Consider the following 21,928-nt stretch of genomic DNA (forward strand, 5'->3'; position numbering starts at 1 on the left):
GTTATATCAGTGTCCTTTGCTGCAGGCATCAGAGAGAGCCTTGAATTTCAGGGTCTGGATGTTTCCAGCAGAGTCTATGTATTTCATCAGGTGATCCACAGGCTTGCAGGTATGGGTTTTGGGCTTTGATATGGACAGAACCCTGGATACATCAAGTTTCAATCCATACTTGTAAATGGTGGCCGGGCTTTCAGCGAGTGCATTGCCGGATAGAAGCAAGGCAAGGCTGGTAATTAGAATGTTTGCCAGATTTTTTACATGTTTGCTGATCATCTTCAAACTCCGGAAAGGATAAATGGATGTTGAATGCCTCCGGGAGAGTTGAGTGTGGTTGCCAACTCACTCTCGGAGCAAAACGACGGAATTGTGTTCAGGAGTTGATCTGACAGACTTGTGTTTCAAATACTGCCAGATCAAATGGTGGCCAAGAGTAGCAGCGAAGTCAGGGCTGCGGGCTTAAGCTTTTGGCACTGCAATATCGAAGTCTTGGTCGTTTCCCGTGGTAAAGGCGGCCTCCTGAATGTGGTAGACAGTTGGTTCTTGCGAGAAGTATTGCTCCAGGCCCAGCATGAAAGTCTGATGGTCGTCACTCGCTTCGAAACCCGGTGAATGGTCCTCAAGTGACGCCCAACGAACGATCAGGTTGAACGTCTCGGGGCTTTCGATTCCCTGCGCGAACATATGGCCGTGGTAGCCCTTGGCGCGTTGGAGCAAGTGAACTACTTCGGCAAATGCCTGTTTGAACTGTTCGATATGTGTACTGTGAACTGGCAGTACTGCGATTTCATAAATCATTGCGGTATTCCTCTGGAGTCAGTTTTGTAGTTGAACCTATGTACTTACGGGGCGAGCGAGGGCTCGACGGCAATCGCGACTTTGCCGCGAAGACCGTTGTTGGGTGTCTCCAGCAGCGCATGCGCGCTTGAGATATCAGCGAGCGAATAGACCGCGCCAATATGGGGGCGCAGCTGGCCGCGCTCGACCAATGCCTTCAGTTCATCGAGCTTGCCGCGGTTCTGTCGGGTGAAGACGAAGTGGTAACTGGCGTTCTTGCCCCAGGCCTGAATCAGGTTCTGCGGCTTGGCGATGTCCACGATCGACACCACGCGGCCGAGCTGGGCGAGCGCATCGGGGCTGCGCGTCAGGGTGTCGCCGCCGATGGTGTCGAATATCACATCGACGCCGTGGCCATCGGTTTCCCGCAGGATGGCCTCAACGTAATCTTCCTGCTCGTAGTCGATGACCACGTCGGCGCCCAGACTGCGGGCGAACTCGAAGTTCGCTTCGCGTACGGTGGTAAAGACCCGGGCGCCAATGGCTTTTGCCACCTGGATCGCGACATGACCGACACCGCCGGCGCCGCCGTGGATCAGAATGCTTTCCCCGACTCTGAGTGATACTCGCCCGATCAGTGCTTCCCACACGGTGCCGCCGACCAGCGTCAGGCTTGCCGCCTCGAGGTGGCTCAGCGATTCTGGCTTCTTGCCGATGATGCTTTCGGAGGCAACGTGGTACTCGGCGTAACTGCCGTCGCCTTCGAAGATCTGCGTGGTGTACCAGACCTCGTCGCCTGGCACGAAGGTCGTCACACCCGGGCCGACAGCTTCGACGACGCCGGATACGTCATGCCCGGTGATGGCGGGGAGGGGCACGTAATCCACGTAGTCGCCACGACGCACCTGGTAATCCAGCGGGTTGATGGAGGTTGCGTGGACCCGTACCAACACTTGGCCTGCCTGCGGTACGGGTTTGGCCACTTCGCTCAGTTCGAACGCATTAGGGCCGCCAAAGGATTTGAGAATTTGCGCTTTCATTGTATTTCCTCGCTTCTGGAAAAAGGGATATAGGGAATTTTCGATATATGTAAACAAAAGAAATGCATGTCTTTGCCTAGGGTACCTCCGTCATGATTCATTGATTCGGCAAAAAGGGATATCGGGAATATTCGATTTATAAGGCTAAAGCAGCAGGCTAAAAAATTACAGTTCCTTGCCTATCAGCTCGGCCAGAGCACGGATATTGGTTTCATTGCGCTTGTAGTAGGTCCACTGTCCGATCCGACGGACTTCGACCAAGCCTACACGTTGCAGCGTCGCAAGGTAGTCGGACACCGTCGACTGCGACAGACCGACGCCTTCCTGAATACTGCTGACGCACACGCCCACGGTGTGAACATCCCCTTCATCCTGGGGTGGAAAGTTCTTAACCGGATCCTTCAACCCCTTGAGGATTCCAAGGCGGGTGGGATTCGAGAGGGCTTTGAATACATTGATCAGGTCCATGGGTGGCGATGATATCGATATTTACCGATATGTCAATTCGGTGTTCGACCGTTCGTCGCGCATATGGCTTGAGGGTTTTTGCCGGTGTGGTGGACAGACTCCATTGCGGATTTCGATTTTCCATGGGGGATAGACCGTTGCTTTGCACAGAGTGATACCTCAAGGTGCGAGACTTGCGCCGTGCGGCCAACTCTCCACGTCAGCGCTTGTTCAACCTCTGCGCCAACCTGTCGCCACTGAGCTGGATCAGGCTGACCATCACCACCAGCACCACGATGACGGTGAGCATCACCTGGGTGTCGAAGCGCTGGTAACCGTAGCGGTAGGCCAGGTCGCCGAGGCCGCCGGCACCGATGGCACCGGCCATGGCCGAGGAGTTGATCATGGTCACCAGGGTGATGGTGAAGCCGCCGACGATGCCCGGCAGGGCCTCGGGCAGCAGCACGTGCCAGATGATGTGTCGGCGCCGGCAACCCATGGCCTGGGCCGCCTCGATCAGGCCGTGGTCGACCTCGCGCAGGCTGACTTCGGCGATACGGGCGAAGAACGGCGTGGCGGCGATGGTCAGCGGCACCACCGCCGCCCAGACACCGTAGGTGGTGCCGACCACCAGGCGAGTGAAGGGGATCAGCGCGACCATCAGGATCAGGAAGGGGATCGAGCGGAACAGGTTGACCACCGCGCCGATCAGGCGGTTGAGTCGCGGCGACTCGAACAGCCCGCCGGGCCCGCTGGTGACCAGGAAGATGGCCAGCGGGATGCCGGCCAGCAGCGCCAGCAGCGACGACACGCCGACCATCAGCAGGGTGTCGAGCAGCCCCTGCCAGAGACGTTCAAGCAGCAGCGGCATAACCGATCACCTCCACGTGATCCGCCAGGCGGCGGGCGTTGTCCAGCAATTGTTCGGGATCCAGCGGGCTGTCCGCGACTTCCAGCAGCAGGCGGCCGAGCGGGCGGCCCTGGATGCGTTCGATGCCGCCGTCGAGCAGGGTGATCCGCCCGCCCAGGGCACTGCCCAGGTCCTGCAGGTCCGGCGCGCCGTGGCCGGCGTAGTGCAGGCGCAGCACCGGGTGGTCATGCGCGCTCTGGCGCTGGCTGTACAGGCGCGCCTTGAGGTCGTCCGGCAGCTGGTGCTGCAGCGGCGCCAGCAGGGTGCGGGTGACCTCGTGGGTGGGGGCGCCGAATACCCGCCAGACCTGGCCATGCTCGACGATCTCGCCCCGTTCCAGCACCACCACGCGGTCGCAGATTTCGCGGATCACCGCCATCTCGTGAGTGATCAGCACGATGGTCAGGTTCAGTCGCCGGTTGATCTCGCGCAGCAGGGCGAGGATCGACTGGGTGGTCTCCGGGTCCAGCGCGCTGGTGGCCTCGTCGCACAGCAGGATGTCCGGGTCGTGTACCAGCGCGCGGGCGATGCCGACGCGCTGCTTCTGCCCGCCGGAGAGCTGCGCCGGGTAGGCGTCGTGCTTGTCCGCCAGACCGACCAGCTGCAGCAGCTCCTCGGCCTTGCGCCGGCGCTGCTGGCGCGGCACGCCGGCCACCTTCAGCGGCAGTTCGACGTTCTGCCGCACGGTCTTGGCCGAGAGCAGGTTGAAGTGCTGGAAGATCATGCCGATGCGCCGGCGCAGCGCCACCAGTTGCTCGTAGTCGTATGCGCCGATATCGACGCCGTCGATCAGCACCTTGCCGTTGGTGGGCTGCTCCAGACGGTTGATGGTGCGCAGCAGCGACGACTTGCCGGCGCCGCTGCGGCCGATGATGCCGAAGATCTCGCCGCGCTCGATGGCCAGGTCGATGTCGCGCAGGGCACGCACGCCGTTGCTGTAGGTCTTGCTGACACCGGCGAAGCGCAGCTGCGCCTCGCCGACGGTCTGTGGCAGGTGGGCCTGGAAACCGCTCATCTCAGCTCTCCCAGCCAGCCTGATAGAGCTTGCCGTTGGATTTGTCGAGGGCCGCGCGGACCTTCGGCGAGCTCTGGTAGATCTCGATGAACTTGAGGATGCGCGGGTCCTTGGCCTTCTGTGGCTGGGCGACGAACTGGATGATGTACTCCGGGTAGTCGAGGCCGTCGAACAGCAGCGCGGACTCGGCGTCGTGGGTGCCGGCCAGGCGGATGTAGTGCGGATAGCCCAGGGCCAGGTCGACTTCGTCCAGCGCGCGCACCAGTTGTACCGCTTCCAGCTCGATGATCTTCAGCTTCTTGGGATTGGCGGTGATGTCCTGCTGGGTGGCCTTGTAGCTGACGCCGGGCTTGAGCTGGATCAGTCCGGCCTTCTGCAGCAGCTGCAGGGCGCGGCCGCCATTGATCGGGTCGTTGGCGATGGCCACGCTGGCGCCTTCGGGCAGGCTGGCGAAGTCCTTGTGCTTCTTCGAGTAGAGGCCGACGTTGTTGATCACTCCGCGGGCCACCGGCACCAGGTCGTAACCGCCTTCCTGCTTGGCGTTTTCCAGGAAGGGAATGTGCTGGAAGTAGTTCAGGTCGATATCGCCGTTGGCCAGGCTGACATTGGGCGCGATCCAGTCGGTGAACTCCACCAGTTTCACTTCCAGACCCTGGGCCCGGGCTTCCTCCACCGCCACTTCCAGCGGTGGGACAAAGGCGGCAGTGGTGCCGAGCTTGAGCGGTTCGTCGGCCTGGGCCAGGGAGCCTGCCAGCAGCAGGCCGAGGGCGGCTGCGCCCCGGATGAAACTGAATGGAGTGAAGCGTCGTAGGGTTTTACGCATGGCGAGATTCCTTTTCTTCGGTTTGCGGAGCGAGTTGCCGCCAGCCGGCGGCGGGATGGGGAGCGGCCAGGCGCGGGCCCTGGCCGAACAGCTTGTGGCGCAGGGCGCCGTCCACGTAGGCGGTCTTGTAGCGACCGCGCTGTTGCAGCTCGGGCACTACCAGGTCGATGACGTCGGCGTAGCTTTCCGGGGTGACCGTGCGGGTCAGGTTGAAGCCGTCCAGACCGGTTTCGTCGATCCACGCCAGCAGCTGGTCGGCCACCTGTGAGGGTGAGCCGACTGCCTGTGGGTAGCGACCGCCCAGGGCGTGCTGCTGCAGCAGGCGGCGCTTGGTCCAGCCGCTGAAGCTCTTGACCACCGACTCGATGGCGTTGGTCTTGCGCTCGACGATGGGCTCATCCAGGCCGAAGGCGGCCAGGTCGATGCCGGTGGAGGCGGAGAAGTGAGCGATGCCGGCCTCGGGGCTGGCATGGCGCTGGTACTCGGCCAGTTTGTCGCGGGCCTCGGCCTCGCTCGGCGCGACGATCACGCTGATACCCATGAACACCTTGATCGCATCCGCGGGGCGGCCGGCGGCTACGGCCGCGGCACGTACCTTGTCGACCTGGGCGCGCACCGCCTCCTTGTTCTGCCCGCCGATGAACACGCACTCGGCGTGGTTGCCGGCGAACTGCAGGCCGCGTGCCGAGGAGCCGGCCTGGAACAGCAGTGGCGTGCGCTGCGGTGAAGGCTGACTGAGGTGGTAGCCCTCGACCTGGTAGAACTCCCCGTGGTGGCGCACCGGATGCACCTTGTGCGGCTGGGCATAGATGCGCCGGTCGCGGTCGGCCAGCACCGCGTCGTCCTCCCAGCTGCCTTCCCAGAGCTTGTAGAGCACCTCCAGGTATTCCTCGGCCTGGTCGTAGCGGCGGTCGTGCTCCACCTGCTGCGGCCGGCCCATGGCGCGGGCGGCACTGTCCAGGTAGCCGGTGACGATGTTCCAGCCGACCCGGCCATTGGTGAGGTGATCCAGGGTGCTCATGCGCCGGGCGAAGGTGTAGGGCGCCTCGTAGCTCAAGTTGGCGGTGACGCCGAAACCCAGGTGCGAGGTGACGCCGGCCATGGCCGGGACCAGCAGCAGCGGGTCGTTGATCGGCAGCTGGATGCTTTCGCGCAGGGTCAGGTCGAGGTTGCCCTGGTAGATGTCGTAGACGCCGAGGATGTCGGCGAGGAACAGGCCGTCGAACAGCCCGCGCTCGAGCAGGCGGGCCAGGTCGGTCCAGTAGTCCAGCCGGGTGAAGTCCACCGAGCGGTCGCGTGGGTGGGTCCACAGGCCGTGGTTGATGTGGCCGACGCAGTTCATGTTGAAGGCGTTGAGCAGCACTTGCTTGGCCATCAGATGGTCCCCCGGCGCGGCGGCAGACGGTCGTTGAGGTAGTAGTCGCCGACGGCGTGGTACTTCCAGCGCACCGGGTCGTGCAGGGTGTGAGTGCGGGCGTTGCGCCAGTGGCGGTCGAGGCCGTACTCGGCCAGCGTTGCGCGGCTGCCGGACAGCTCCAGCAGCTTGCTGCCGAGCAGCAGCGAGGTTTCCGTGCTGATCACCCGCGCCTCGGCCACGGCAATGGAGGCGGCGGCCACGCTGGCCTCGTCCGGCTCTGCCTGGGCACGGTCGACGAACTCGCCGGCACGCTGCAGCAGCTTCTCGCTGGCGGCCAGGCGCACGCGCAGCTTGCCGATCTCCTGCTGGGTCAGCGGATCCTCGGCGGCACGCTCGACGCCGGCGTCGATCCATGGCCGTGCCTTGTGCCGCACGAACTGCAGCAGGTCCTCGTAGGCGCCGCGGGCGATGCCGGTGTCGATGGCCGCGTGCAGCAGCTGGGCGAAGGGGCCGACCGTGGTCGGCCGCTCGAAGGCGCTCTGGAACGGCACCAGGTCTTCTTCCGCCAGCGGCACGCCGGTGAAGACCACGCTGCCGCTGCCGGTGGTGCGCTGGCCGAAGCCGCTCCAGTCGTCGATCAGCTCCAGCCCCTCGGCCTCGCGCGGGACGAAGGCGAGGAAACCGACGCCGTGCTCGTCCAGCACATGGGTGGGGATGCGCTGGGCGAACAGCGCGCCGGTGCAGTAGAACTTGCGTCCGTCGATGCGATAGCCGCTATCGCTGCGGGTCAGGCGGGTGGTGCGGTCCAGCGCGGTCCGGGTGCCGAGTTCGGCCAGGGCATTGCCGAAGCGTTTGCCGGCCAGCACTTCGCCGTACAGGCGGCGCTGCTGCTCCGGGCTGCCGTTTACCCGCAGCACTTCCAGGGCGTAGAAGTGGTTCTGCGGGATCTGCCCCAGCGAGGAATCGGCCTGGGCGATGCGGGCAATGACCCGGGCCAGGGTGACGCTGGTAACGCCGGCGCCGCCGAATTCCTGCGGCACGCTGATGCCCCACAACCCGGAGCGGGAGAACTGCTCCAGCTCGGCATGCGGCAGGCGGCGCTCGCGGTCACGCTCGGCGGCGTCGCGGACGAAGCTGGTGGCCAGCTTCTCGGCCACCTCGAGGGCTTCGGCATCGCTGCGAATCAGCGCCACCGGGGTAGTCAGGGGTGCGTTCATGGCTCAGATCCAGGAATGACGGTTGGGATGACGGCCGTTGAGGTGCCAGGCGCCGATGGCGTGGTATTTCCAGCGCACCGGATCGTGCAGGGTGTGGGTGCGGGCGTTGCGCCAGTGGCGGTCGAGGCCGAACTCGGCCAGCGTCGCGCGACTGCCGGCGAGGTCCAGCAGCTTTTCGCTGGCGACCAGGCTGATCTCGGTGGTCAGCGCCTTGGCTTCGGCCACGGCAATGGACGCACGGGCGGCGGCATCGGCGTCGATGGGGGCGGCGGCCACTTCGTCGAGCACGCGTCCGGCCTCGTGCAGCAGCGCCTCGGCGGCGTGCAGCTCGATCTGCAGGCGGCCGATGTCGGCGATCACGTAGGGATCGTCGCCGGCACGCTCGACTTTGGCATCGACCCAGGGACGCGCCCTGTCGCGGACGAAGACGATGGCGTCGCGTACGGCAGCGTCGGCGATGCCCAGGTCGATGGCGGCCTGGATCAACTGTGAAAAGGCGCCCTGGATGCTTGGCTGTTCGACCAGCGGCCACAGCGGGATCAGGTTGTCCTCGTCGACTTCCACCTCGTTGAGCAGCACGGTGCCGCTGGCGGTGGTGCGCTGGCCGAAGCCGGACCAGTCGTTGACGATGCGCAGGCCCGGGCGGCCGCGCTGGATGAAGGCCAGCCAGGGACGGCCTTGTTCGTCCAGCGCCTTGCTGGCGACCCAGTGGGCGAAGATGGCGCCGGTGGAATAGAACTTCTCGCCGCTGAACAGCCAGCGGCCGTCACGGCGTATCAGGCGTGCCTGGATATCCAGCGTGTGCCTGCTGCCACGCTCGGGGCCGCCGTTGCCGATGCGCCAGCCGGCCAGCACGCTGGCAAACAGGCGGCGCTGTTGTTCCGGGCTGGCGGCTACGCGCAGCAGGCCGAGCAGGCCGAAATGGTTCTGCGGAATCTGACCCAGGGCCGGGTCCGCGGCGGAAATGATGCGGAACACTTCGGCGATGGTGACGAAGGACAACTGCGGGCCACCGAACTCGCGCGGCACGGCGATGCTGCCGAGGCCGCTGGCGGTGAAGCGTTCCACCAGTTCCCAGGGCAGGCGGCGCTCGCGGTCACGCTGGATAGCCTCGGCCTGCGCCGCTTCGGCCAGGGCACGAGCAGCCTGCAGCGCGTCGGCATCGGTGACGAGAATGGTGGAAGGGTAGAGGGCAGGGGCGACGTCCTGGTCGCTGTTCTTGAGGGTACTCGGACTGGTCATGCAAACCTCATCTTGTGGATGTGCCGCAACGGCACCGGGATGAGGGCGCAACGGAGCGGCGGTAAATATCGAGGCTCCGGTGGTCCGGTTTTTATACCCTATGAGATTTAAAACATCCTGTTAAATATGATTAAAGAATATCTATGTGCCTGGAAGTTGTGTCGAAGCGGGCACATTGCCCGGGTGGAGGGGTGACAACCTCTCCACCCGGGGCGGGGCTGCCTAGCGCGGTCTGTCGCCCAGTACGGTGGCGCGATGCATGACCCGTCGCGCCGGGCGGTAGTCGTCGACGGCGTAGTGCTGGGTGATGCGGTTGTCCCAGAAGGCCACGTCGTTTTCCTGCCAGCGCCAGCGGATGGTGAACTCCGGCCGCGTGGCATGGGCGAAGAGAAAGCGCAGCAGGGCGTCGCTTTCGGCTGCTTTTAGTTCGTTGATGCGTGTTGTGAAACCCTCGTTGACGAATAGGCCCTTGCGCCCGGTGACGGGGTGCGTCCTTATCACCGGGTGCACCACGGGCGGGTGAGTGCGTTGCACCTCGTGGTAGCGCTCCAGCGCCTCGGGGGTATTGCCGAAGCGTTCCAGCGGAAAGGAGCGGGTGAAGTCATGGGTGGCGGTCAGGCCGTCGAGCAGGCGCTGCAGTGGCGTCGAGAGGGCCTTGAAGGCCGCGCTGCTGCTGGCCCAGAGGGTGTCGCCGCCATAGGCCGGCAGCTGTTTGGCGGCCAGCACCGCGCCGAGCGCCGGAGTCTCCAGGAAGGTCACGTCGGTGTGCCAGATGGCGTTGTCGCGCACGTCGGTCACGGCGGTGTCGAGCACCAGTACTTCCGGTTGCTCGGGGATGTTCGGGTAGATCGGATGGATATGCAGGTCGCCGAACTGGGCCGCGAAGGCGGCTTGCTGCTGCGGCTCGATGGGCTGCTCACGAAAGAACAGCACCTGATGCTGCAGCAGGGCGTCTTCCAGTTGCTGGCGCAGGCCGGCAGTCAGCGGCTGGCGCAGGTCGATGCCGCTGATCTGGGCACCCAGGGCCGGGCTGAGTGGGGTGATGTGCAAGGTCATGTCGGAAGCTCGTTCAATGTGCCTGGCCGTGCCAGGGCACCAGTTTGCGTTGCAGGGCGCGCAGGCCCAGTTCGAGGGCGAAGGCGATCAGGGCGATGACCAGGATGCCGAGGATCACCACGTCGGTGACCAGGAATTGCGCGGCCGACTGCACCATGAAACCCAGGCCTTCGGTGGCGGCGATCAACTCGGCGGCAACCAGCGTCGACCAGCCCACGCCAAGACCGATACGGATGCCTGTGAGAATGTCCGGCAGGGCGCTGGGCAGGATCACGTGGCGTATCAGTTGTGCCGGCGTGGCACCCAGCGATTGCGCGGCGCGCAGCTTGGCGGGGTCGACATTGCGCACGCCGGTGGCGGTGGCGATGGCGATTGGGGCGAAGATCGCCAGGTAGATCAGCAGCACCTTGGACAGCTCGCCGATACCGCACCAGATGACGATCAGCGGCAGGTAGGCCAGCGGCGGGATCGGTCGGTAGAACTCGATCAGCGGGTCGAAGATGCCGCGCACGATGCGCTGGCGGCCGATGGCGATGCCCAGCGGTACGGCGGTGAGCACGGCGGCCGCCAGACCGAGGCCGATGCGCCCGAGGCTGGCGCCCAGGTGCTGCCAGAGGCTGGCGTTCATGTAGCCTTCGCCGAGCAGTTGCCAGCCACGGGCGAGCACGGCCTGCGGGCTGGGCAGAAACAGGGGTTCGATCAACCCGGCGCTGGTCACTGCCCACCACAGCCAGAGCAGGCTGGCTATGCTCAGGCTGCTGATGGTCAGCAGGCTCAGTTCCCGGCGCGGCCTGGGCGCGTGCTGTTCTTCGGGCGTCTTGGCGTAGACATATTCGTAGCTGCTCATGCGCGGCTCCCGTGGCGTTGGGCAAAGACCTGGGCGAGGACGTGCTCGCGGGTTTCGATGAAAGCGGGGTCGGACTTGATCGCACGGGCACTTTCGCCAGCGGCGTAGCGACGGCCGAACTCCAGCCGAAGGTGCTCGACGATGCGTCCGGGGTTGGGAGCCAGCAGCACCAGATCACTGGCGAGGAACACGGCTTCCTCGATGTCGTGGGTGATCAGGAACACCGGCTTGCGCGTGCGCTGCCAGACCTGCAGCAGCAGTTCCTGCATCTGCTCGCGGGTGAAGGCATCGAGGGCGCCGAAGGGTTCGTCCATCAGCAGCACGCGGGGATCTGCGGTGAGGGCGCGGGCCAGGCCAACGCGCTGCTTCTGCCCGCCGGAGAGTTCCCAGATGCGGCGCTGCTCGAAGCCGGCCAGGTCGACCAGGGCGAGCAGCTCACGCGCCCTGGCTTCGCGCTCGGCGCGGCCGACGCCGGCCAGTTGCAGGCCGAAGGCGACGTTCTCCAGCACGTTCTGCCAGGGCAGCAGGGCGTCGTCCTGAAACACCACGCCACGGTCGGCGCCGGGGCCTGCTACGGGCTGGCCGTCGAGGCGAATGCGCCCGGCGCTGGGGGCAACGAATCCGGCGATGAGGTTGAGCAGGGTGGTCTTGCCGCTGCCGGAGGGGCCCAGGGCGACCAGCAGTTGCTCGGGGCCGAGGTTGAATGACAGGTCGCTCAATACCGCGTTGGCGGCGCCCGGGTACTGTGCGCTGATGTGCTCCAGTTCGAGTAGGGCCATGTTCAGATTCTCTTCAAGGCAGGCGGTTTGATGTACTGGCTGCTGACGCAGATCGAGATCGCATCAACATCGAAAGGGGCGGCATGAACTGCCGCCCGCACAGGGTGTGGTCAGTTGCTGATGAACTGATTGCTGACGTAGGGCGCGTAGTCCGGCAGAACCTTGTCCACCTTGCCTTGCTCCTTGAGGAAGCCGGCAGTGGCGCTGACGGCCTGGGTGGTCGGCGCGCCGAGGGCGGTGACCTGATCGGCAGCCAGCGGGAAGACGTTGCCCTGCAGCAGCAGCGGGATGTCCTCGGCCTTGGCGCCGGAGAGTTTCACCACCTTGGCGATGTTGTCCTGATTGGCCAGCCAGGCTTGCGGGTCATTGCGGTAGTCGGCGTAGGCGTCGAGGGTGACCTTGGCGAAGGCACGTACGGCATCCGGGTGCTTCTCGGCGAAGTCCTTGCGCACGATCCAGGCGTCGAAGGTCGGTGCACCCAGTTCGCCGAGCTCGCCGGAGGTGATCAGCACCTTGCCGGTTTCCTTGGCCACGCCAAGGGCAGGATCCCAAACGTAGGTAGCGTCGATGTCCCCACGCTGCCAGGCAGCGATGATCGCTGGCGGCGCCAGGTTGAGGATCTGCACCTTGCCCGGGTCGATGTTCCAGTGCTTGAGCGCGGCCAGCAGGCTGTAGTGGCCGGTGGACACGAACGGTACGGCGACCTTCTTGCCGATCAGGTCGACGGGTTTCTCGATACCGCTGCCGGTGCGCGCAACCAGCGCCTCGGCGGCGCCGATCTGCGCAGCGATGAGGAAGGTCTGCACCGGCAGTTGGCGGGTGGCGGCTGCGGCCAGCGGGCTGGAGCCGACGTAACCGATCTGTACGTCACCGGAAGCGACGGCGGTGATCACTTCAGCGCCGCCGTCGAACTTGCGCCAGTCGATCTTGGCGTTGGTGGCTTTTTCGTAGGCACCGTCAGCCTGAGCAACCTTGGCCGGATCGACGGTAGTCTGGTAGGCAACGGTGAAGTCGGCGGCCTGTGCAACCAGGGTCGCGCTCGACAGGGTCAGTGCGGCCAGCACGCGGCGCACGAAGGGAAACGGGGTCATGGTGTCGCTCCTCGAAAGCGGACTGGCCCTTCTGTCGAGGTACCGAGCCGCGGGACGTTGTTCAGGTGTTGTCAGGGTGTCCGGCGGTCCGGTGGAGCAAGACTATCTATCCGAAATGGAATAGATAAATACTTTTTTAGAATATTTTTATATTTTTTGGATCGGGCATGAGTGCCCTTCAGCCGCCGGCTGGTCTGCCCTGTGGCGCAATGGGCAGCGCCTCATGACGCCGCCGTTCAAGCCACCTGAGCCGGCTTCGAGTGGTCCAGTGTCAACAGTAAGTCGATCATCGCCTTGGCCGCAGGGGACAGGCGAAAACCCGTACGGGTCACGATGCCGCAGCGGGCGCTTAGGCTATCGAGGTTGCTTGGTAGGTTGCGCAGATGCAGTTGCACCAGAGCACCACGGGCCAATTCGTCCGCAACGGCTTCATAGGCCGCTATGCTGATGGCATCGCTGCGTTTGACCAACTGCACCAGCAGGGGAATCTGTTCGCATTCCAGATGAATGCTGATATCGACCTTGCCGCTGAGGTTGGCCAACACCTTGCGAGCTTCGCTCGGAATACGGCTGGCCGCCAGGGGGAAGTCGAAGAGGTCATTGGTCGACAGGCTTTCCTTGCCCAGCAAAGGATGCTCGGGGCGGCAGAAGAATAGACCAGCACGTGGCCGTAGCGGTTGCGTCTGAACTCCAGGATCGGCATCGCAGTGGCGGATGTCGGTGATGAAGAATTCGATCTCGCCACGGTTCAGGCTGCGACTCAGTTGTTCCCAGTTGTCCACTTCGAAGCGCGTGCGAATGCGCGGATAACGTTGCATGAATGCCAACAATGCATCAGGCAGCAAACTGGTGGCCAGCGCCGGGCCACAACCGAAATGCAGGTCGCCGGCATCCAACTTGCTCATCTGGGTGATTTCACTGGTCAGGTTACTGGCGCCGCGAATCAACGCCAGGGCATGTTGCAGTGCGATCTGTCCCTCTGGCGTGGGGCGTAGATCCTTGCTCGCACGGTCGATCAGCACGCAGCCAAGCTCCTGCTCCAGGCCCTGGATGCTGCGGCTGAATGCCGGTTGAGTGATACCCATCGCCTCGGCTGCGCGAACGAAGCTGCGGTGTTCGTTGAGTGCGACAAGGTAGCGGAGCTGACGCAAATCCATATGGGTTCCGGCGTTGACAGGTCTATAGAGGCGGGCGAGTCGCCACGTTTGCGCCGGTTTTAATGGTCAGTTTTTATTCCGTCAATCTATTGATTTGGATATGCATATTCCTTTTAGGAATGTATTCGCATGCCCGCTATGCCCGGCCTGACAGATAGAGCGCCGCTGGTTCTGCCATGACGCGCTTCTTTGCCGGTGGGCTGGATGCACGCAATGCCTTTCTCGCATTTTTTCCATGCCTTTCAGTAATGACTTTTAAAAAATCATTTTTAATCAACGTCTTATGTTTTTTTATTCCTTTTGGAAATCAATATCTCATTAAAAATTACTTTGTGGGATAAGGAGCCGAATCAATCATCGCCGCAGCTCTACGGCGGGCCTGGCAATCGCAGCTGCCGTCAGAGTTCAGCAGTCCATACAGCACACAGGAGTCTTGCCCATGGGCAATGTACTTAAAGCCGACAACCTTTCCGAGGTGCTCTGGCGTGATGCACGCAAGCCGGGCGAACAACGTGATCTGGGTGTCAGCGTACGCCAGGCACTTGGCTTGCAGCGCCTGACGCCGCAGGCCGGCAAGCCGGTGCTGGGGCGCCGCGAAGCGATCCTGCTCGGCGTTTACGCAGCGCAAGCGTGGAAACTGGTGCGATTGGCCACGGTGAACACGGTTATCGGCTGCGGATGAGAGTCAGGCGGGCAATGGTGGCCGGTGAGTGCCGTTGTGGAACGCTACCGGCCCGCAGAGCATGTCTCGCTAGAGTGCGCGGTCGAGGAGGAACTTGCTGAGGAACTGGCGTGTGCGTTCGTGCTGTGGCGCCGTGAACAGGGTATTGGCCGGGCCCTGTTCGACGATTCTTCCCTGGTCGATGAAGATGGCCCTGTCCGCCACATCGCGCGCAAAGGCCATTTCGTGGGTGACGATGACCATGGTGCGCCTCTCTTCGGCCAGATCACGGATGGTGGTCAGCACTTCGCCCACCAGCTCCGGGTCGAGCGCGGACGTGGGTTCGTCGAAGAGGATCACCTGTGGGCGCATGGCTAGGGCCCGGGCGATGGCCACACGCTGTTGCTGGCCGCCGGAGAGGCGCTTGGGATAGGCGTCTTCCTTGCCGCTCAGGCCCACCTTGGCGAGCAGGGCGCGGGCATGGGCCAGTGCGTCGCCGCGCGGTTCCTTCTTCACCTGCACCGGGCCTTCGATGACGTTCTCCAGCGCGGTGCGATGAGGGAACAGGTTGAAGTTCTGAAACACGAAACCGGCCTGCTGGCGTAACTGGCGGATCAGCTTCTGCTGGCCCTTGAGCGGTCGGTCGGCGTCGATATGGATATCGCCCACGGTGATCTGCCCGGCACTGGGTTCTTCCAGCAGGTTCAGGCAGCGCAGCAGGGTGGTCTTTCCCGAACCACTGGGGCCGATGATGGCGACCACCTCGCCGGCGGCCACGTCCAGGTCGATACCTTTGAGTACTTCACTGCTGCCGAAGGTTTTTCGCAGATTGCGCACGGAAATCATCAGTTGTCCTGCTCGTGCCGGTTGACCCTGGCCTCCAGGCGCGCCTGGAAGTGCGCGAGGATGCTCGCCAGCGCCCAGTAGATCAGCGCGGCCGCCAGGTACATGGTGAAAATCTCGAAAGTTCGTGCGGTGATCAGCTGCGCCTGGCGGAACAGTTCCGGCACCTGAATGGTGGCAGCCAGGGCGGTGTCCTTGACCAGCGAAATGAAGCTGTTGCCCAAGGGCGGCAGGGCCGTTCGCGCCGCCTGAGGCAGGATGGCCCGGTACAGCGTCTGCGCCTTGCTCATGCCGATGCTGGCGGCAGCTTCCCACTGGCCGCGATCAATGGAGGCGATGGCGGAGCGGAGAATCTCCGAGGTGTAGGCGGCCATGTTCAGCGAGAAGCCGATCAGCGCGGCCGGTAGCGGATCGAGCTGAATCCCCAGCTGCGGCAGACCGTAGTAGATCAGAAACAGCTGCACCAGCAACGGCGTGCCGCGGAAGAAGGATACGTACAGACGTGCGAGCCAGCGCAGCGGGGCTGGCCCATACAGGCGTCCGATGGCCAGGCCGAAACCCAGCAACAGGCCGAAGAACATGCCACCCAGGCTGAGTACGACCGTGTAGTAAGCGCCCTTTAACAGAAAGGGCGCGGACTCAAGAGCCAGCTGCAGGGCGGACTCGATCATCGGGTGACGTCAGCCTTGAACCATTTCTCGGAAAGTTGCTGGAGGGTGCCGTCGGCACTCAGTTTGGCCAGCGCCTCGTCGATGGCGGCGAGCAGCGCGGGATTACCCTTGCGCAGGGCGATACCGGCTTCCTGGCGGGAAAAGGCATCGCCGGCCACGGCCAGACGGCCGCCGGTTTTCTCGACCATCTCGAAGGCGGCCAGACGGTCCACCAGAATCGCGTCGATGCGACCGACGTTGAGGTCCTGGAACTTGGTCGGGTCGTCGTCGTAGGTGCGGATGTCGGCCTGCGGCACGTTCTCGCGCAGCCACTGCTCGTAGTTGGTGCCAAGGCCTACGCCGACCTTCTTGCCGGCCAAATCCTGCGCGCTCTTGATGCTGTCGCCATCGGCCTTCCGGGTCAGGGCCTGGATGCCGGAAATGGTGTAGGGGGTGGAAAAGTCGTACTTCTTCCTGCGCTCTTCGGAAATGGTCACCTGGTTGATCACCACGTCCAGGCGCTTGGATTCCAGGGCAGCGAGGATGCCGTCCCACTTGGTCGGCTGAAACTCGGCCTTGACCCCCAGTTCCTTGGCCAGTGCTTCGGCCAGATCGACCTCGAAGCCGGTCAGCTTGCCGTTCTCGTCCTGATAGTTGAAGGGTGGGTAGGTGCCTTCAAGGCCGACCTTGATGGCACCACGGGCCTTGATGTCATCGAGCAGGTCGGCGGCGAAGCTCGGCGCGCTGAAACTGGCTCCCAGCACGAGAGCCAGGCTACCGAGAAGGAAATGGCGACGCAGGGTGGAGAAGTTCATGAGGACCTCGTGCAGGTTGGAAGGTGGCGCCACTCTAGGCGGAAAATCCTTATGCTTATAAATAATTAAAAGTTATCTATATATTCATTTTTATTTGTATGCGAAGAGGGCGGGAGCGCCGCCCGTATGCAGGAACAGCAGCGGCCCGTCGCCGGGGAAGGCACCACGCGAGAGCCCGTCGAGCAATCCGGCGAAGGCTTTGCCAGTGTAGACCGGGTCGAGCAGGATCGCTTCCAGACGGGCCAGCAGGCGGATGGCGTCCAGAGCACCAGGGTTGGCCTCGCCGTAGCATGGGGCGAAATAGGCGTCCCACAGCTCCAGATTCAGTTCGGCCGGCACTTTCATGCCCAGCAGTTCAGCCGTGCGCTGCAGCAGACCTTCCACCTTGGGCTTTTGTGCGGCTTCGTTGCGTGAAACGGTGACGCCGATCACCCGTGTAGCGGGACGTGCGCTCGCCAGTGCCAGGGCCAGCCCGGCATGAGTACCGGCGCTGCCGGAGGCCAGCACGACGGCGGCGAAATACTGGCCGCTGGCGGCGATCTGTTCGGCCAGTTCCAGGCCGCCTCGCACATAGCCGAGTGCACCCAGCGCATTGGAACCACCAATGGGCACGGCGTACGGGCGCCGTCCGGCTGCGCCGAGGCGCTGGCAGGCGGCCTCCAGCAATTCATCGGCGTTGTCCAGGTTGGCGACGTTCTCTACTTCGGCGCCGAACAGATCGAGCAGCAGGCGGTTGCCGTTGCTCAGGTAGTCTTCGCTGCGGCTGTCGATCGGGTTTTCCAGCAGGGCCAGGCAGTCGAGGCCCAGTTGGGCTGCGACCGCTGCGGTCTGGCGCACATGGTTGGACTGGATGGCGCCGGCGGTGACCAGTATGTCGGCGCCCTTGGCTCGGGCATCGGCAGCGAGGTATTCCAGCTTGCGCGCCTTGTTGCCGCCGAGTGCCAGCGGGGTGAGGTCGTCGCGCTTGATCCAGATATCCCGGCCCAGATGTTCGGACAGACGCGGCAGATGGTGCAGGGCGGTGGCCTGGGGGATCAGTTGCAGACGGGGGAAGCGGGTGAGAGCGGCGGCAAGCATGGAAACCTCCTGGGAGCGAAGGCCAACCACTCTAGGGCGAAGCGGTACGGGGTCACAAGTGAAAGCGATAAGTTATTTTTGTTATAAGAAAATAATTAATAAGTATTTTGTGGAATAAAAAAATCTTCGTACTGTCGCGCTCAGCCCGCCAGATCCGTCGGGCATCTGCCACACGCACCGGGCTGCCGATCCAGCCGGTGCCACAGACCGAGAACAAGGACATCATGAAGAAGACCCTGCTGCTGACTGCCCTGGCCGCTGCCCTGACCGCCTCTCTGGCCCACGCTGGCGAAAAGCTGAGCGTTGCCGCTACGCCGGTGCCGCACGCCGAAATCCTCGAACTGATCAAGCCCGAACTGGCCAAGCAGGGCGTGGACCTCGATATCAAGGTCTTCACCGACTACGTTCAGCCCAACCTGCGGGTCAGCCAGAAGAACCTGGATGCCAACTACTTCCAGACCAAGCCCTACCTGGACAGTTTCAACGCTCAGCGCAGTACCGAACTGGTGATCGTAGAGGGCGTGCACGTCGAACCGTTCGGTGCCTATTCGGCCAAGTACAAGTCCCTCGACGAATTGCCAGATGGCGCCACTATCGCCATTCCCAACGACGTCAGCACCACTGGCCGTGCGCTGCTTCTGCTGCAGAAGGCCGGCGTGCTGACCCTCAAGGACCCCAACAGCGCCCAGTCGCTGCCACGCGATATCGTCGATAACCCGCGCAACTTCAAGTTCCGCGAGCTGGAAGCGGCTACCGTGCCGCGCGTGCTGAATCAGGTCGACCTGGCGCTGATCAACACCAACTACGCGCTGGAAGCCAAACTCAATCCCAAGCGTGATGCGTTGGCCATCGAAGGCAGCGACTCGCCCTACGTCAATTATCTGGTAGCCCGTCCGGACAACCAGAACAGCGAGGCGATCAAGAAGCTGTCCGCTGCGCTGACCAGCCCGCAGGTGAAGGAATTTATCGAGAAACGATACGAAGGCGCGGTGTTGCCTGCCTTCTGATTCGAACTTTTGGCGGCTCCTTCTGTGTCGTAGCTGCCCACCGTCGATCACGGTAGTAAACCTGTGCCAACGGGTTTGCGTTTACGCCGAGCCGGCCCAGCCGTCTCGGCGTTCTTTTTTTATTCGAAGTATCCGATACGGATGTCAGGGCTGCCGTCAGCCCGCGAAGTGCTCCAGGCGTTAACACCATAACCATATGCAAAAAAAGTATTTCCATTGGCGTGCTCATGCTGGATATCTTCTCGCTACAACTTGTTATGACAAGTAAAGATGACGAGACGGAACATGGCCCAATTGCTACCGCTTTCCCCCGTGCCGCTGTATAGCCAGCTCAAGGAGCTGCTGCGTACGCGCATTCTCGACGGAACCTATCCGCCTCATAGCCGCATGCCTTCCGAGAGCGAGCTTGGCAAGGTGTTCGATGTCAGCCGAATCACCGTGCGTCAGGCCCTCGGCGACCTGCAGAAGGAAGGGCTGATCTTCAAGATCCACGGCAAGGGCACTTTTGTCGCCAAGCCCAAGGCGTTCCAGAACGTCAGCACCCTGCAGGGCTTGGCTGAATCCATGTCGCAGATGGGCTACGAGGTAATCAACCGTCTGATCAGCCTCAAGCACCTGCCGGCCAGCGCCAGAGTGGCCGAGCGCCTGCAACTTGAGGAGGGCGCGCCAGTGACCGAAATCAAGCGTGTGCGCCTGGTCAATCGCGAGCCGGTGTCACTGGAAGTCACCTACGTGCCGCGTGCCATCGGTGAGAAGCTGGAAAGGGCGGATCTGGTGGCTCGCGACATATTTCTGATCATCGAGAACGACTGTGGCCTCGCCCTCGGTCATGCCGATCTGGCGATCGATGCGGTGCTTGCCGATGACGACCTGACCCATGCGCTGGACGTGGAGGATGGCGCGCCGATCATGCGCATTGAGCGTCTGACCCACGCCGCCGACGGTACGCCGCTGGACTTCGAATACCTCTACTACCGTGGCGATGCCTTCCAGTACCGCCTGCGCATCGACCGCAACAAGGAGCGCCCGGCATGAACACCCTCGAACGCGAATATGACCTGGTGGTTATCGGGGGAGGTACTGCCGGGCCGATGGCGGCGATCAAGGCCAAGGAAGCCAATCGCGAGTTGCGCGTGCTGCTGCTGGATAAGGCCAACGTCAAGCGCAGCGGCGCCATCAGCATGGGCATGGATGGCCTCAACAATGCGGTGATCCCAGGCCACGCCACCCCGGAGCAGTACACCAAGGAGATCACCATTGCCAACGACGGCATCGTCAATCAGGCAGCGGTGTACGCCTATGCGACCAAGAGTTTCGAGACCATCGAACAGCTCGACCGCTGGGGCGTGAAGTTCGAGAAGGACGAGACCGGCGACTACGCGGTGAAGAAGGTTCACCACATGGGCGCCTACGTGCTGCCAATGCCCGAAGGGCACGACATCAAGAAGGTGCTCTACCGTCAGCTCAAGCGTGCCCGGGTGGAAATCACCAATCGGGTGATCGCCACGCGCCTGCTGACCGATGCCGAGGGCGTAGTGAATGGTGTGATGGGCTTCGACTGCCGTACCGCCGACTTCCACCTGATCCGCGCCAAGGCGGTGATCCTCGCCTGCGGCGCCGCCGGGCGTCTGGGGCTGCCGGCCTCCGGCTATCTGATGGGCACCTACGAGAATCCGACCAATGCCGGCGACGGCTACGCCATGGCCTATCACGCCGGCGCCGAGCTGGCGAACCTGGAATGCTTCCAGATCAACCCGCTGATCAAGGACTACAACGGCCCGGCCTGCGCCTACGTCACTGGCCCGCTGGGCGGCTACACCGCCAACAACAAGGGCGAGCGCTTCATCGAGTGCGACTACTGGAGCGGGCAGATGATGTGGGAGTTCCACCAGGAACTTGAAGGTGGCAATGGCCCGGTGTTCCTCAAGCTCGATCACCTGGCGGAGGAAACCATTCAGACCATCGAGGACATCCTGCACAGCAACGAACGACCCAGCCGCGGCCAGTTCCACGCCAACCGCGGCACCGACTACCGCACCGGCATGGTCGAGATGCACATCTCCGAGATCGGCTTCTGCTCCGGCCACAGCGCCTCGGGCGTATGGGTCAACGAGAAGGCCGAGACCTCGGTGAAAGGTTTGTATGCTGCCGGTGACATGGCTGCAGTGCCGCACAACTACATGCTCGGCGCTTTTACCTATGGCTGGTTCGCCGGGGTCAACGCCGCGGAGTACATTGCCGGACGCGACTTCACTCCGGTGGACGTAGCACAGGTGACGCGTGAGCAGGCTCGAGTTTTTGCGCCACTCAACCGCGAGCACGGTCTGCCGCCGGCCCAGGTCGAGTACAAGCTGCGGCGCATGGTCAACGACTACCTGCAGCCGCCGAAAGTGACCAAGAAAATGGAAATCGGCTTGACCCGGTTCGCCGAGATTCAGCGTGATCTGGATCAGCTCAAGGCCAACAACCCGCATGAGCTGATGCGCGCACTGGAGGTCAGCGTGATCCGCGACTGTGCCGAGATGGCTGCACGTGCCTCGCTGTTCCGCACCGAGAGCCGCTGGGGGCTGTACCACCACCGCGTCGACCACCCGCAGCGCAATGACGCCGAATGGTTCTGCCATGCCCATCTGAAGAAGGACGAGCAGGGCGCGATGATCAGCTTCAAGAAACCGGTCGAACCCTACGTGATCCCGCTGGACGCGGAGGAGCAGAGCGCCTACGACCGTTTGCGCGTGCGTAGCGATGCCGCGTAGCTGTGTACGCAAAGAATTTTGCGGCATATGCCGCATGCAATCGAAGCAGAGAGCCACAAGGCTCCCAGGAACTTTGAAATGGCCTATCAGCCCCAGGAAATCTTCTTTCGCAGCAGCGCACCGGTAACAGTCGATGAAGACAAGTGCATCGCCGACAAGGGCTGCACCGTGTGCGTCGAGGTCTGCCCGATGGACTTGCTGGCGATCAACCCGGCCACGCAGAAGGCCTACATGGCCTTCGACGAATGCTGGTACTGCATGCCCTGCGAGAAGGACTGCCCAACCGGCGCGGTGAAAGTGGAGATTCCCTACCTGCTGCGTTGAGTCGGTGCGTACAGGGCACCCTGCGTAATCCACTGCTCCC

24 protein-coding genes are annotated in these 21,928 nt (G+C 63.1%); 5 read left to right on the plus strand and 19 right to left on the minus strand.

Features of this window, described 5'->3' with window-relative positions; genetic code table 11:
- Positions 1-6 precede the first annotated feature (6 nt).
- The 15 genes from OEG79_RS09465 to OEG79_RS09535 form a co-directional block, all read right to left on the minus strand.
- Entirely contained in the window at positions 7-273 is a 267-nt protein-coding gene (locus OEG79_RS09465; RefSeq protein WP_264148467.1) for a DUF2790 domain-containing protein, read from the minus strand.
- A gap of 183 nt (positions 274-456) precedes the next feature.
- Complete coding sequence (locus tag OEG79_RS09470) at positions 457-795, minus strand: antibiotic biosynthesis monooxygenase family protein (protein ID WP_264148468.1); 339 nt, start codon at positions 793-795, stop codon at positions 457-459.
- 44 nt (positions 796-839) lie between these two features.
- Positions 840-1,814: a zinc-dependent alcohol dehydrogenase family protein gene (locus OEG79_RS09475; protein ID WP_264148469.1), complete on the minus strand. Its 975-nt coding sequence runs from the start codon at positions 1,812-1,814 to the stop codon at positions 840-842.
- 165 nt (positions 1,815-1,979) lie between these two features.
- Positions 1,980-2,282 carry an ArsR/SmtB family transcription factor gene (locus OEG79_RS09480; RefSeq protein WP_264148470.1) on the minus strand — a complete coding sequence of 101 codons (303 nt, stop codon included), beginning with the start codon at positions 2,280-2,282 and terminating at the stop codon, positions 1,980-1,982.
- 199 nt (positions 2,283-2,481) lie between these two features.
- On the minus strand, positions 2,482-3,132 hold the full coding sequence (locus OEG79_RS09485) for a methionine ABC transporter permease (RefSeq protein WP_264148471.1): 651 nt from the start codon (positions 3,130-3,132) through the stop codon (positions 2,482-2,484).
- Positions 3,116-4,186: a methionine ABC transporter ATP-binding protein gene (locus OEG79_RS09490; RefSeq protein ID WP_264148472.1), complete on the minus strand. Its 1,071-nt coding sequence runs from the start codon at positions 4,184-4,186 to the stop codon at positions 3,116-3,118. Before OEG79_RS09490 ends, OEG79_RS09485 begins: the two co-directional genes overlap by 17 nt.
- A gap of 1 nt (position 4,187) precedes the next feature.
- Positions 4,188-5,009 (minus strand): MetQ/NlpA family ABC transporter substrate-binding protein, encoded by an 822-nt coding sequence (locus tag OEG79_RS09495; protein ID WP_264148473.1) that lies wholly within the window; start codon positions 5,007-5,009, stop codon positions 4,188-4,190.
- Positions 5,002-6,384 (minus strand): LLM class flavin-dependent oxidoreductase, encoded by a 1,383-nt coding sequence (locus OEG79_RS09500; protein ID WP_264148474.1) that lies wholly within the window; start codon positions 6,382-6,384, stop codon positions 5,002-5,004. Before OEG79_RS09500 ends, OEG79_RS09495 begins: the two co-directional genes overlap by 8 nt.
- Positions 6,384-7,583, minus strand: coding sequence for an SfnB family sulfur acquisition oxidoreductase (locus OEG79_RS09505; RefSeq protein ID WP_264148475.1), 1,200 nt, complete (start codon positions 7,581-7,583; stop codon positions 6,384-6,386). Before OEG79_RS09505 ends, OEG79_RS09500 begins: the two co-directional genes overlap by 1 nt.
- Positions 7,584-7,586: 3 nt before the next feature.
- The gene (locus OEG79_RS09510) at positions 7,587-8,825 is read right to left on the minus strand and encodes an SfnB family sulfur acquisition oxidoreductase (protein ID WP_264148476.1); all 1,239 of its coding nucleotides are present in this window, start codon (positions 8,823-8,825) and stop codon (positions 7,587-7,589) included.
- Between the two features lie 222 nt (positions 8,826-9,047).
- On the minus strand, positions 9,048-9,881 hold the full coding sequence (gene tauD / locus OEG79_RS09515; RefSeq protein ID WP_264148477.1) for a taurine dioxygenase: 834 nt from the start codon (positions 9,879-9,881) through the stop codon (positions 9,048-9,050).
- Between the two features lie 13 nt (positions 9,882-9,894).
- Positions 9,895-10,728, minus strand: coding sequence for a taurine ABC transporter permease TauC (gene tauC, locus OEG79_RS09520; protein ID WP_264148478.1), 834 nt, complete (start codon positions 10,726-10,728; stop codon positions 9,895-9,897).
- Positions 10,725-11,507, minus strand: coding sequence for a taurine ABC transporter ATP-binding subunit (tauB, locus tag OEG79_RS09525; RefSeq protein WP_264148479.1), 783 nt, complete (start codon positions 11,505-11,507; stop codon positions 10,725-10,727). Before tauB ends, tauC begins: the two co-directional genes overlap by 4 nt.
- 110 nt (positions 11,508-11,617) lie before the next feature.
- Complete coding sequence (gene tauA / locus OEG79_RS09530; RefSeq protein ID WP_264148480.1) at positions 11,618-12,598, minus strand: taurine ABC transporter substrate-binding protein; 981 nt, start codon at positions 12,596-12,598, stop codon at positions 11,618-11,620.
- 236 nt (positions 12,599-12,834) lie between these two features.
- Positions 12,835-13,755, minus strand: a complete 921-nt coding sequence (locus tag OEG79_RS09535) for a LysR family transcriptional regulator (protein ID WP_264148481.1) — start codon at positions 13,753-13,755, stop codon at positions 12,835-12,837.
- 439 nt (positions 13,756-14,194) lie between these two features.
- Between OEG79_RS09535 and OEG79_RS09540 the strand changes: the two genes are divergently transcribed.
- Positions 14,195-14,437 (plus strand): hypothetical protein, encoded by a 243-nt coding sequence (locus OEG79_RS09540; RefSeq protein WP_264148482.1) that lies wholly within the window; start codon positions 14,195-14,197, stop codon positions 14,435-14,437.
- Positions 14,438-14,506: 69 nt separating this feature from the next.
- On the opposite strand, the gene tcyN is transcribed toward OEG79_RS09540, so the two are convergent.
- The 4 genes from tcyN to OEG79_RS09560 all read right to left on the minus strand — a co-directional run bounded on the left by tcyN (position 14,507) and on the right by OEG79_RS09560 (position 17,801).
- Entirely contained in the window at positions 14,507-15,262 is a 756-nt protein-coding gene (tcyN, locus tag OEG79_RS09545) for an L-cystine ABC transporter ATP-binding protein TcyN (RefSeq protein ID WP_264148483.1), read from the minus strand.
- On the minus strand, positions 15,262-15,930 hold the full coding sequence (gene tcyL, locus OEG79_RS09550) for a cystine ABC transporter permease (RefSeq protein ID WP_264148484.1): 669 nt from the start codon (positions 15,928-15,930) through the stop codon (positions 15,262-15,264). Before tcyL ends, tcyN begins: the two co-directional genes overlap by 1 nt.
- Positions 15,927-16,724, minus strand: a complete 798-nt coding sequence (gene tcyJ / locus OEG79_RS09555; RefSeq protein WP_264148485.1) for a cystine ABC transporter substrate-binding protein — start codon at positions 16,722-16,724, stop codon at positions 15,927-15,929. The genes tcyL and tcyJ overlap by 4 nt, the downstream gene beginning before the upstream one ends.
- A 90-nt stretch (positions 16,725-16,814) precedes the next feature.
- Positions 16,815-17,801, minus strand: a complete 987-nt coding sequence (locus tag OEG79_RS09560; protein WP_264148486.1) for a D-cysteine desulfhydrase — start codon at positions 17,799-17,801, stop codon at positions 16,815-16,817.
- A gap of 224 nt (positions 17,802-18,025) precedes the next feature.
- Here OEG79_RS09560 and OEG79_RS09565 point away from each other — a divergent pair, with 224 nt between their 5' ends.
- From OEG79_RS09565 to OEG79_RS09580, 4 genes are all read left to right on the plus strand, one after another.
- The gene (locus tag OEG79_RS09565) at positions 18,026-18,808 is read left to right on the plus strand and encodes a MetQ/NlpA family ABC transporter substrate-binding protein (RefSeq protein ID WP_264148703.1); all 783 of its coding nucleotides are present in this window, start codon (positions 18,026-18,028) and stop codon (positions 18,806-18,808) included.
- Positions 18,809-19,093: 285 nt separating this feature from the next.
- Positions 19,094-19,843 carry a GntR family transcriptional regulator gene (locus OEG79_RS09570; RefSeq protein WP_264148487.1) on the plus strand — a complete coding sequence of 250 codons (750 nt, stop codon included), beginning with the start codon at positions 19,094-19,096 and terminating at the stop codon, positions 19,841-19,843.
- Positions 19,840-21,564, plus strand: a complete 1,725-nt coding sequence (locus OEG79_RS09575; RefSeq protein WP_264148488.1) for a fumarate reductase/succinate dehydrogenase flavoprotein subunit — start codon at positions 19,840-19,842, stop codon at positions 21,562-21,564. The genes OEG79_RS09570 and OEG79_RS09575 overlap by 4 nt, the downstream gene beginning before the upstream one ends.
- Before the next feature lie 78 nt (positions 21,565-21,642).
- Positions 21,643-21,888 carry a ferredoxin family protein gene (locus tag OEG79_RS09580; protein ID WP_081517023.1) on the plus strand — a complete coding sequence of 82 codons (246 nt, stop codon included), beginning with the start codon at positions 21,643-21,645 and terminating at the stop codon, positions 21,886-21,888.
- Positions 21,889-21,928: the final 40 nt, after the last annotated feature.

It is taken from the genome of Pseudomonas sp. Z8(2022) (assembly GCF_025837155.1).
Lineage (GTDB): Bacteria > Pseudomonadota > Gammaproteobacteria > Pseudomonadales > Pseudomonadaceae > Aquipseudomonas.

Coding starts and splice junctions, on each gene's coding strand:
- tcyN (WP_264148483.1), bottom strand. CDS start 15,262: ATGATTTCCGTGCGCAATCTGCGAAAAACCTTCGGCAGCAGTGAAGTA.
- OEG79_RS09565 (WP_264148703.1), top strand. CDS start 18,026: ATGAAGAAGACCCTGCTGCTGACTGCCCTGGCCGCTGCCCTGACCGCC.
- tauD (WP_264148477.1), bottom strand. CDS start 9,881: ATGACCTTGCACATCACCCCACTCAGCCCGGCCCTGGGTGCCCAGATC.
- OEG79_RS09485 (WP_264148471.1), bottom strand. CDS start 3,132: ATGCCGCTGCTGCTTGAACGTCTCTGGCAGGGGCTGCTCGACACCCTG.
- OEG79_RS09495 (WP_264148473.1), bottom strand. CDS start 5,009: ATGCGTAAAACCCTACGACGCTTCACTCCATTCAGTTTCATCCGGGGC.
- OEG79_RS09475 (WP_264148469.1), bottom strand. CDS start 1,814: ATGAAAGCGCAAATTCTCAAATCCTTTGGCGGCCCTAATGCGTTCGAA.
- tauC (WP_264148478.1), bottom strand. CDS start 10,728: ATGAGCAGCTACGAATATGTCTACGCCAAGACGCCCGAAGAACAGCAC.
- OEG79_RS09570 (WP_264148487.1), top strand. CDS start 19,094: ATGGCCCAATTGCTACCGCTTTCCCCCGTGCCGCTGTATAGCCAGCTC.
- OEG79_RS09510 (WP_264148476.1), bottom strand. CDS start 8,825: ATGACCAGTCCGAGTACCCTCAAGAACAGCGACCAGGACGTCGCCCCT.
- OEG79_RS09500 (WP_264148474.1), bottom strand. CDS start 6,384: ATGGCCAAGCAAGTGCTGCTCAACGCCTTCAACATGAACTGCGTCGGC.
- tauA (WP_264148480.1), bottom strand. CDS start 12,598: ATGACCCCGTTTCCCTTCGTGCGCCGCGTGCTGGCCGCACTGACCCTG.
- OEG79_RS09490 (WP_264148472.1), bottom strand. CDS start 4,186: ATGAGCGGTTTCCAGGCCCACCTGCCACAGACCGTCGGCGAGGCGCAG.
- OEG79_RS09480 (WP_264148470.1), bottom strand. CDS start 2,282: ATGGACCTGATCAATGTATTCAAAGCCCTCTCGAATCCCACCCGCCTT.
- OEG79_RS09540 (WP_264148482.1), top strand. CDS start 14,195: ATGGGCAATGTACTTAAAGCCGACAACCTTTCCGAGGTGCTCTGGCGT.
- OEG79_RS09505 (WP_264148475.1), bottom strand. CDS start 7,583: ATGAACGCACCCCTGACTACCCCGGTGGCGCTGATTCGCAGCGATGCC.
- OEG79_RS09580 (WP_081517023.1), top strand. CDS start 21,643: ATGGCCTATCAGCCCCAGGAAATCTTCTTTCGCAGCAGCGCACCGGTA.
- OEG79_RS09575 (WP_264148488.1), top strand. CDS start 19,840: ATGAACACCCTCGAACGCGAATATGACCTGGTGGTTATCGGGGGAGGT.
- tcyL (WP_264148484.1), bottom strand. CDS start 15,930: ATGATCGAGTCCGCCCTGCAGCTGGCTCTTGAGTCCGCGCCCTTTCTG.
- OEG79_RS09560 (WP_264148486.1), bottom strand. CDS start 17,801: ATGCTTGCCGCCGCTCTCACCCGCTTCCCCCGTCTGCAACTGATCCCC.
- OEG79_RS09470 (WP_264148468.1), bottom strand. CDS start 795: ATGATTTATGAAATCGCAGTACTGCCAGTTCACAGTACACATATCGAA.
- tcyJ (WP_264148485.1), bottom strand. CDS start 16,724: ATGAACTTCTCCACCCTGCGTCGCCATTTCCTTCTCGGTAGCCTGGCT.
- OEG79_RS09465 (WP_264148467.1), bottom strand. CDS start 273: ATGATCAGCAAACATGTAAAAAATCTGGCAAACATTCTAATTACCAGC.
- tauB (WP_264148479.1), bottom strand. CDS start 11,507: ATGGCCCTACTCGAACTGGAGCACATCAGCGCACAGTACCCGGGCGCC.
- OEG79_RS09535 (WP_264148481.1), bottom strand. CDS start 13,755: ATGGATTTGCGTCAGCTCCGCTACCTTGTCGCACTCAACGAACACCGC.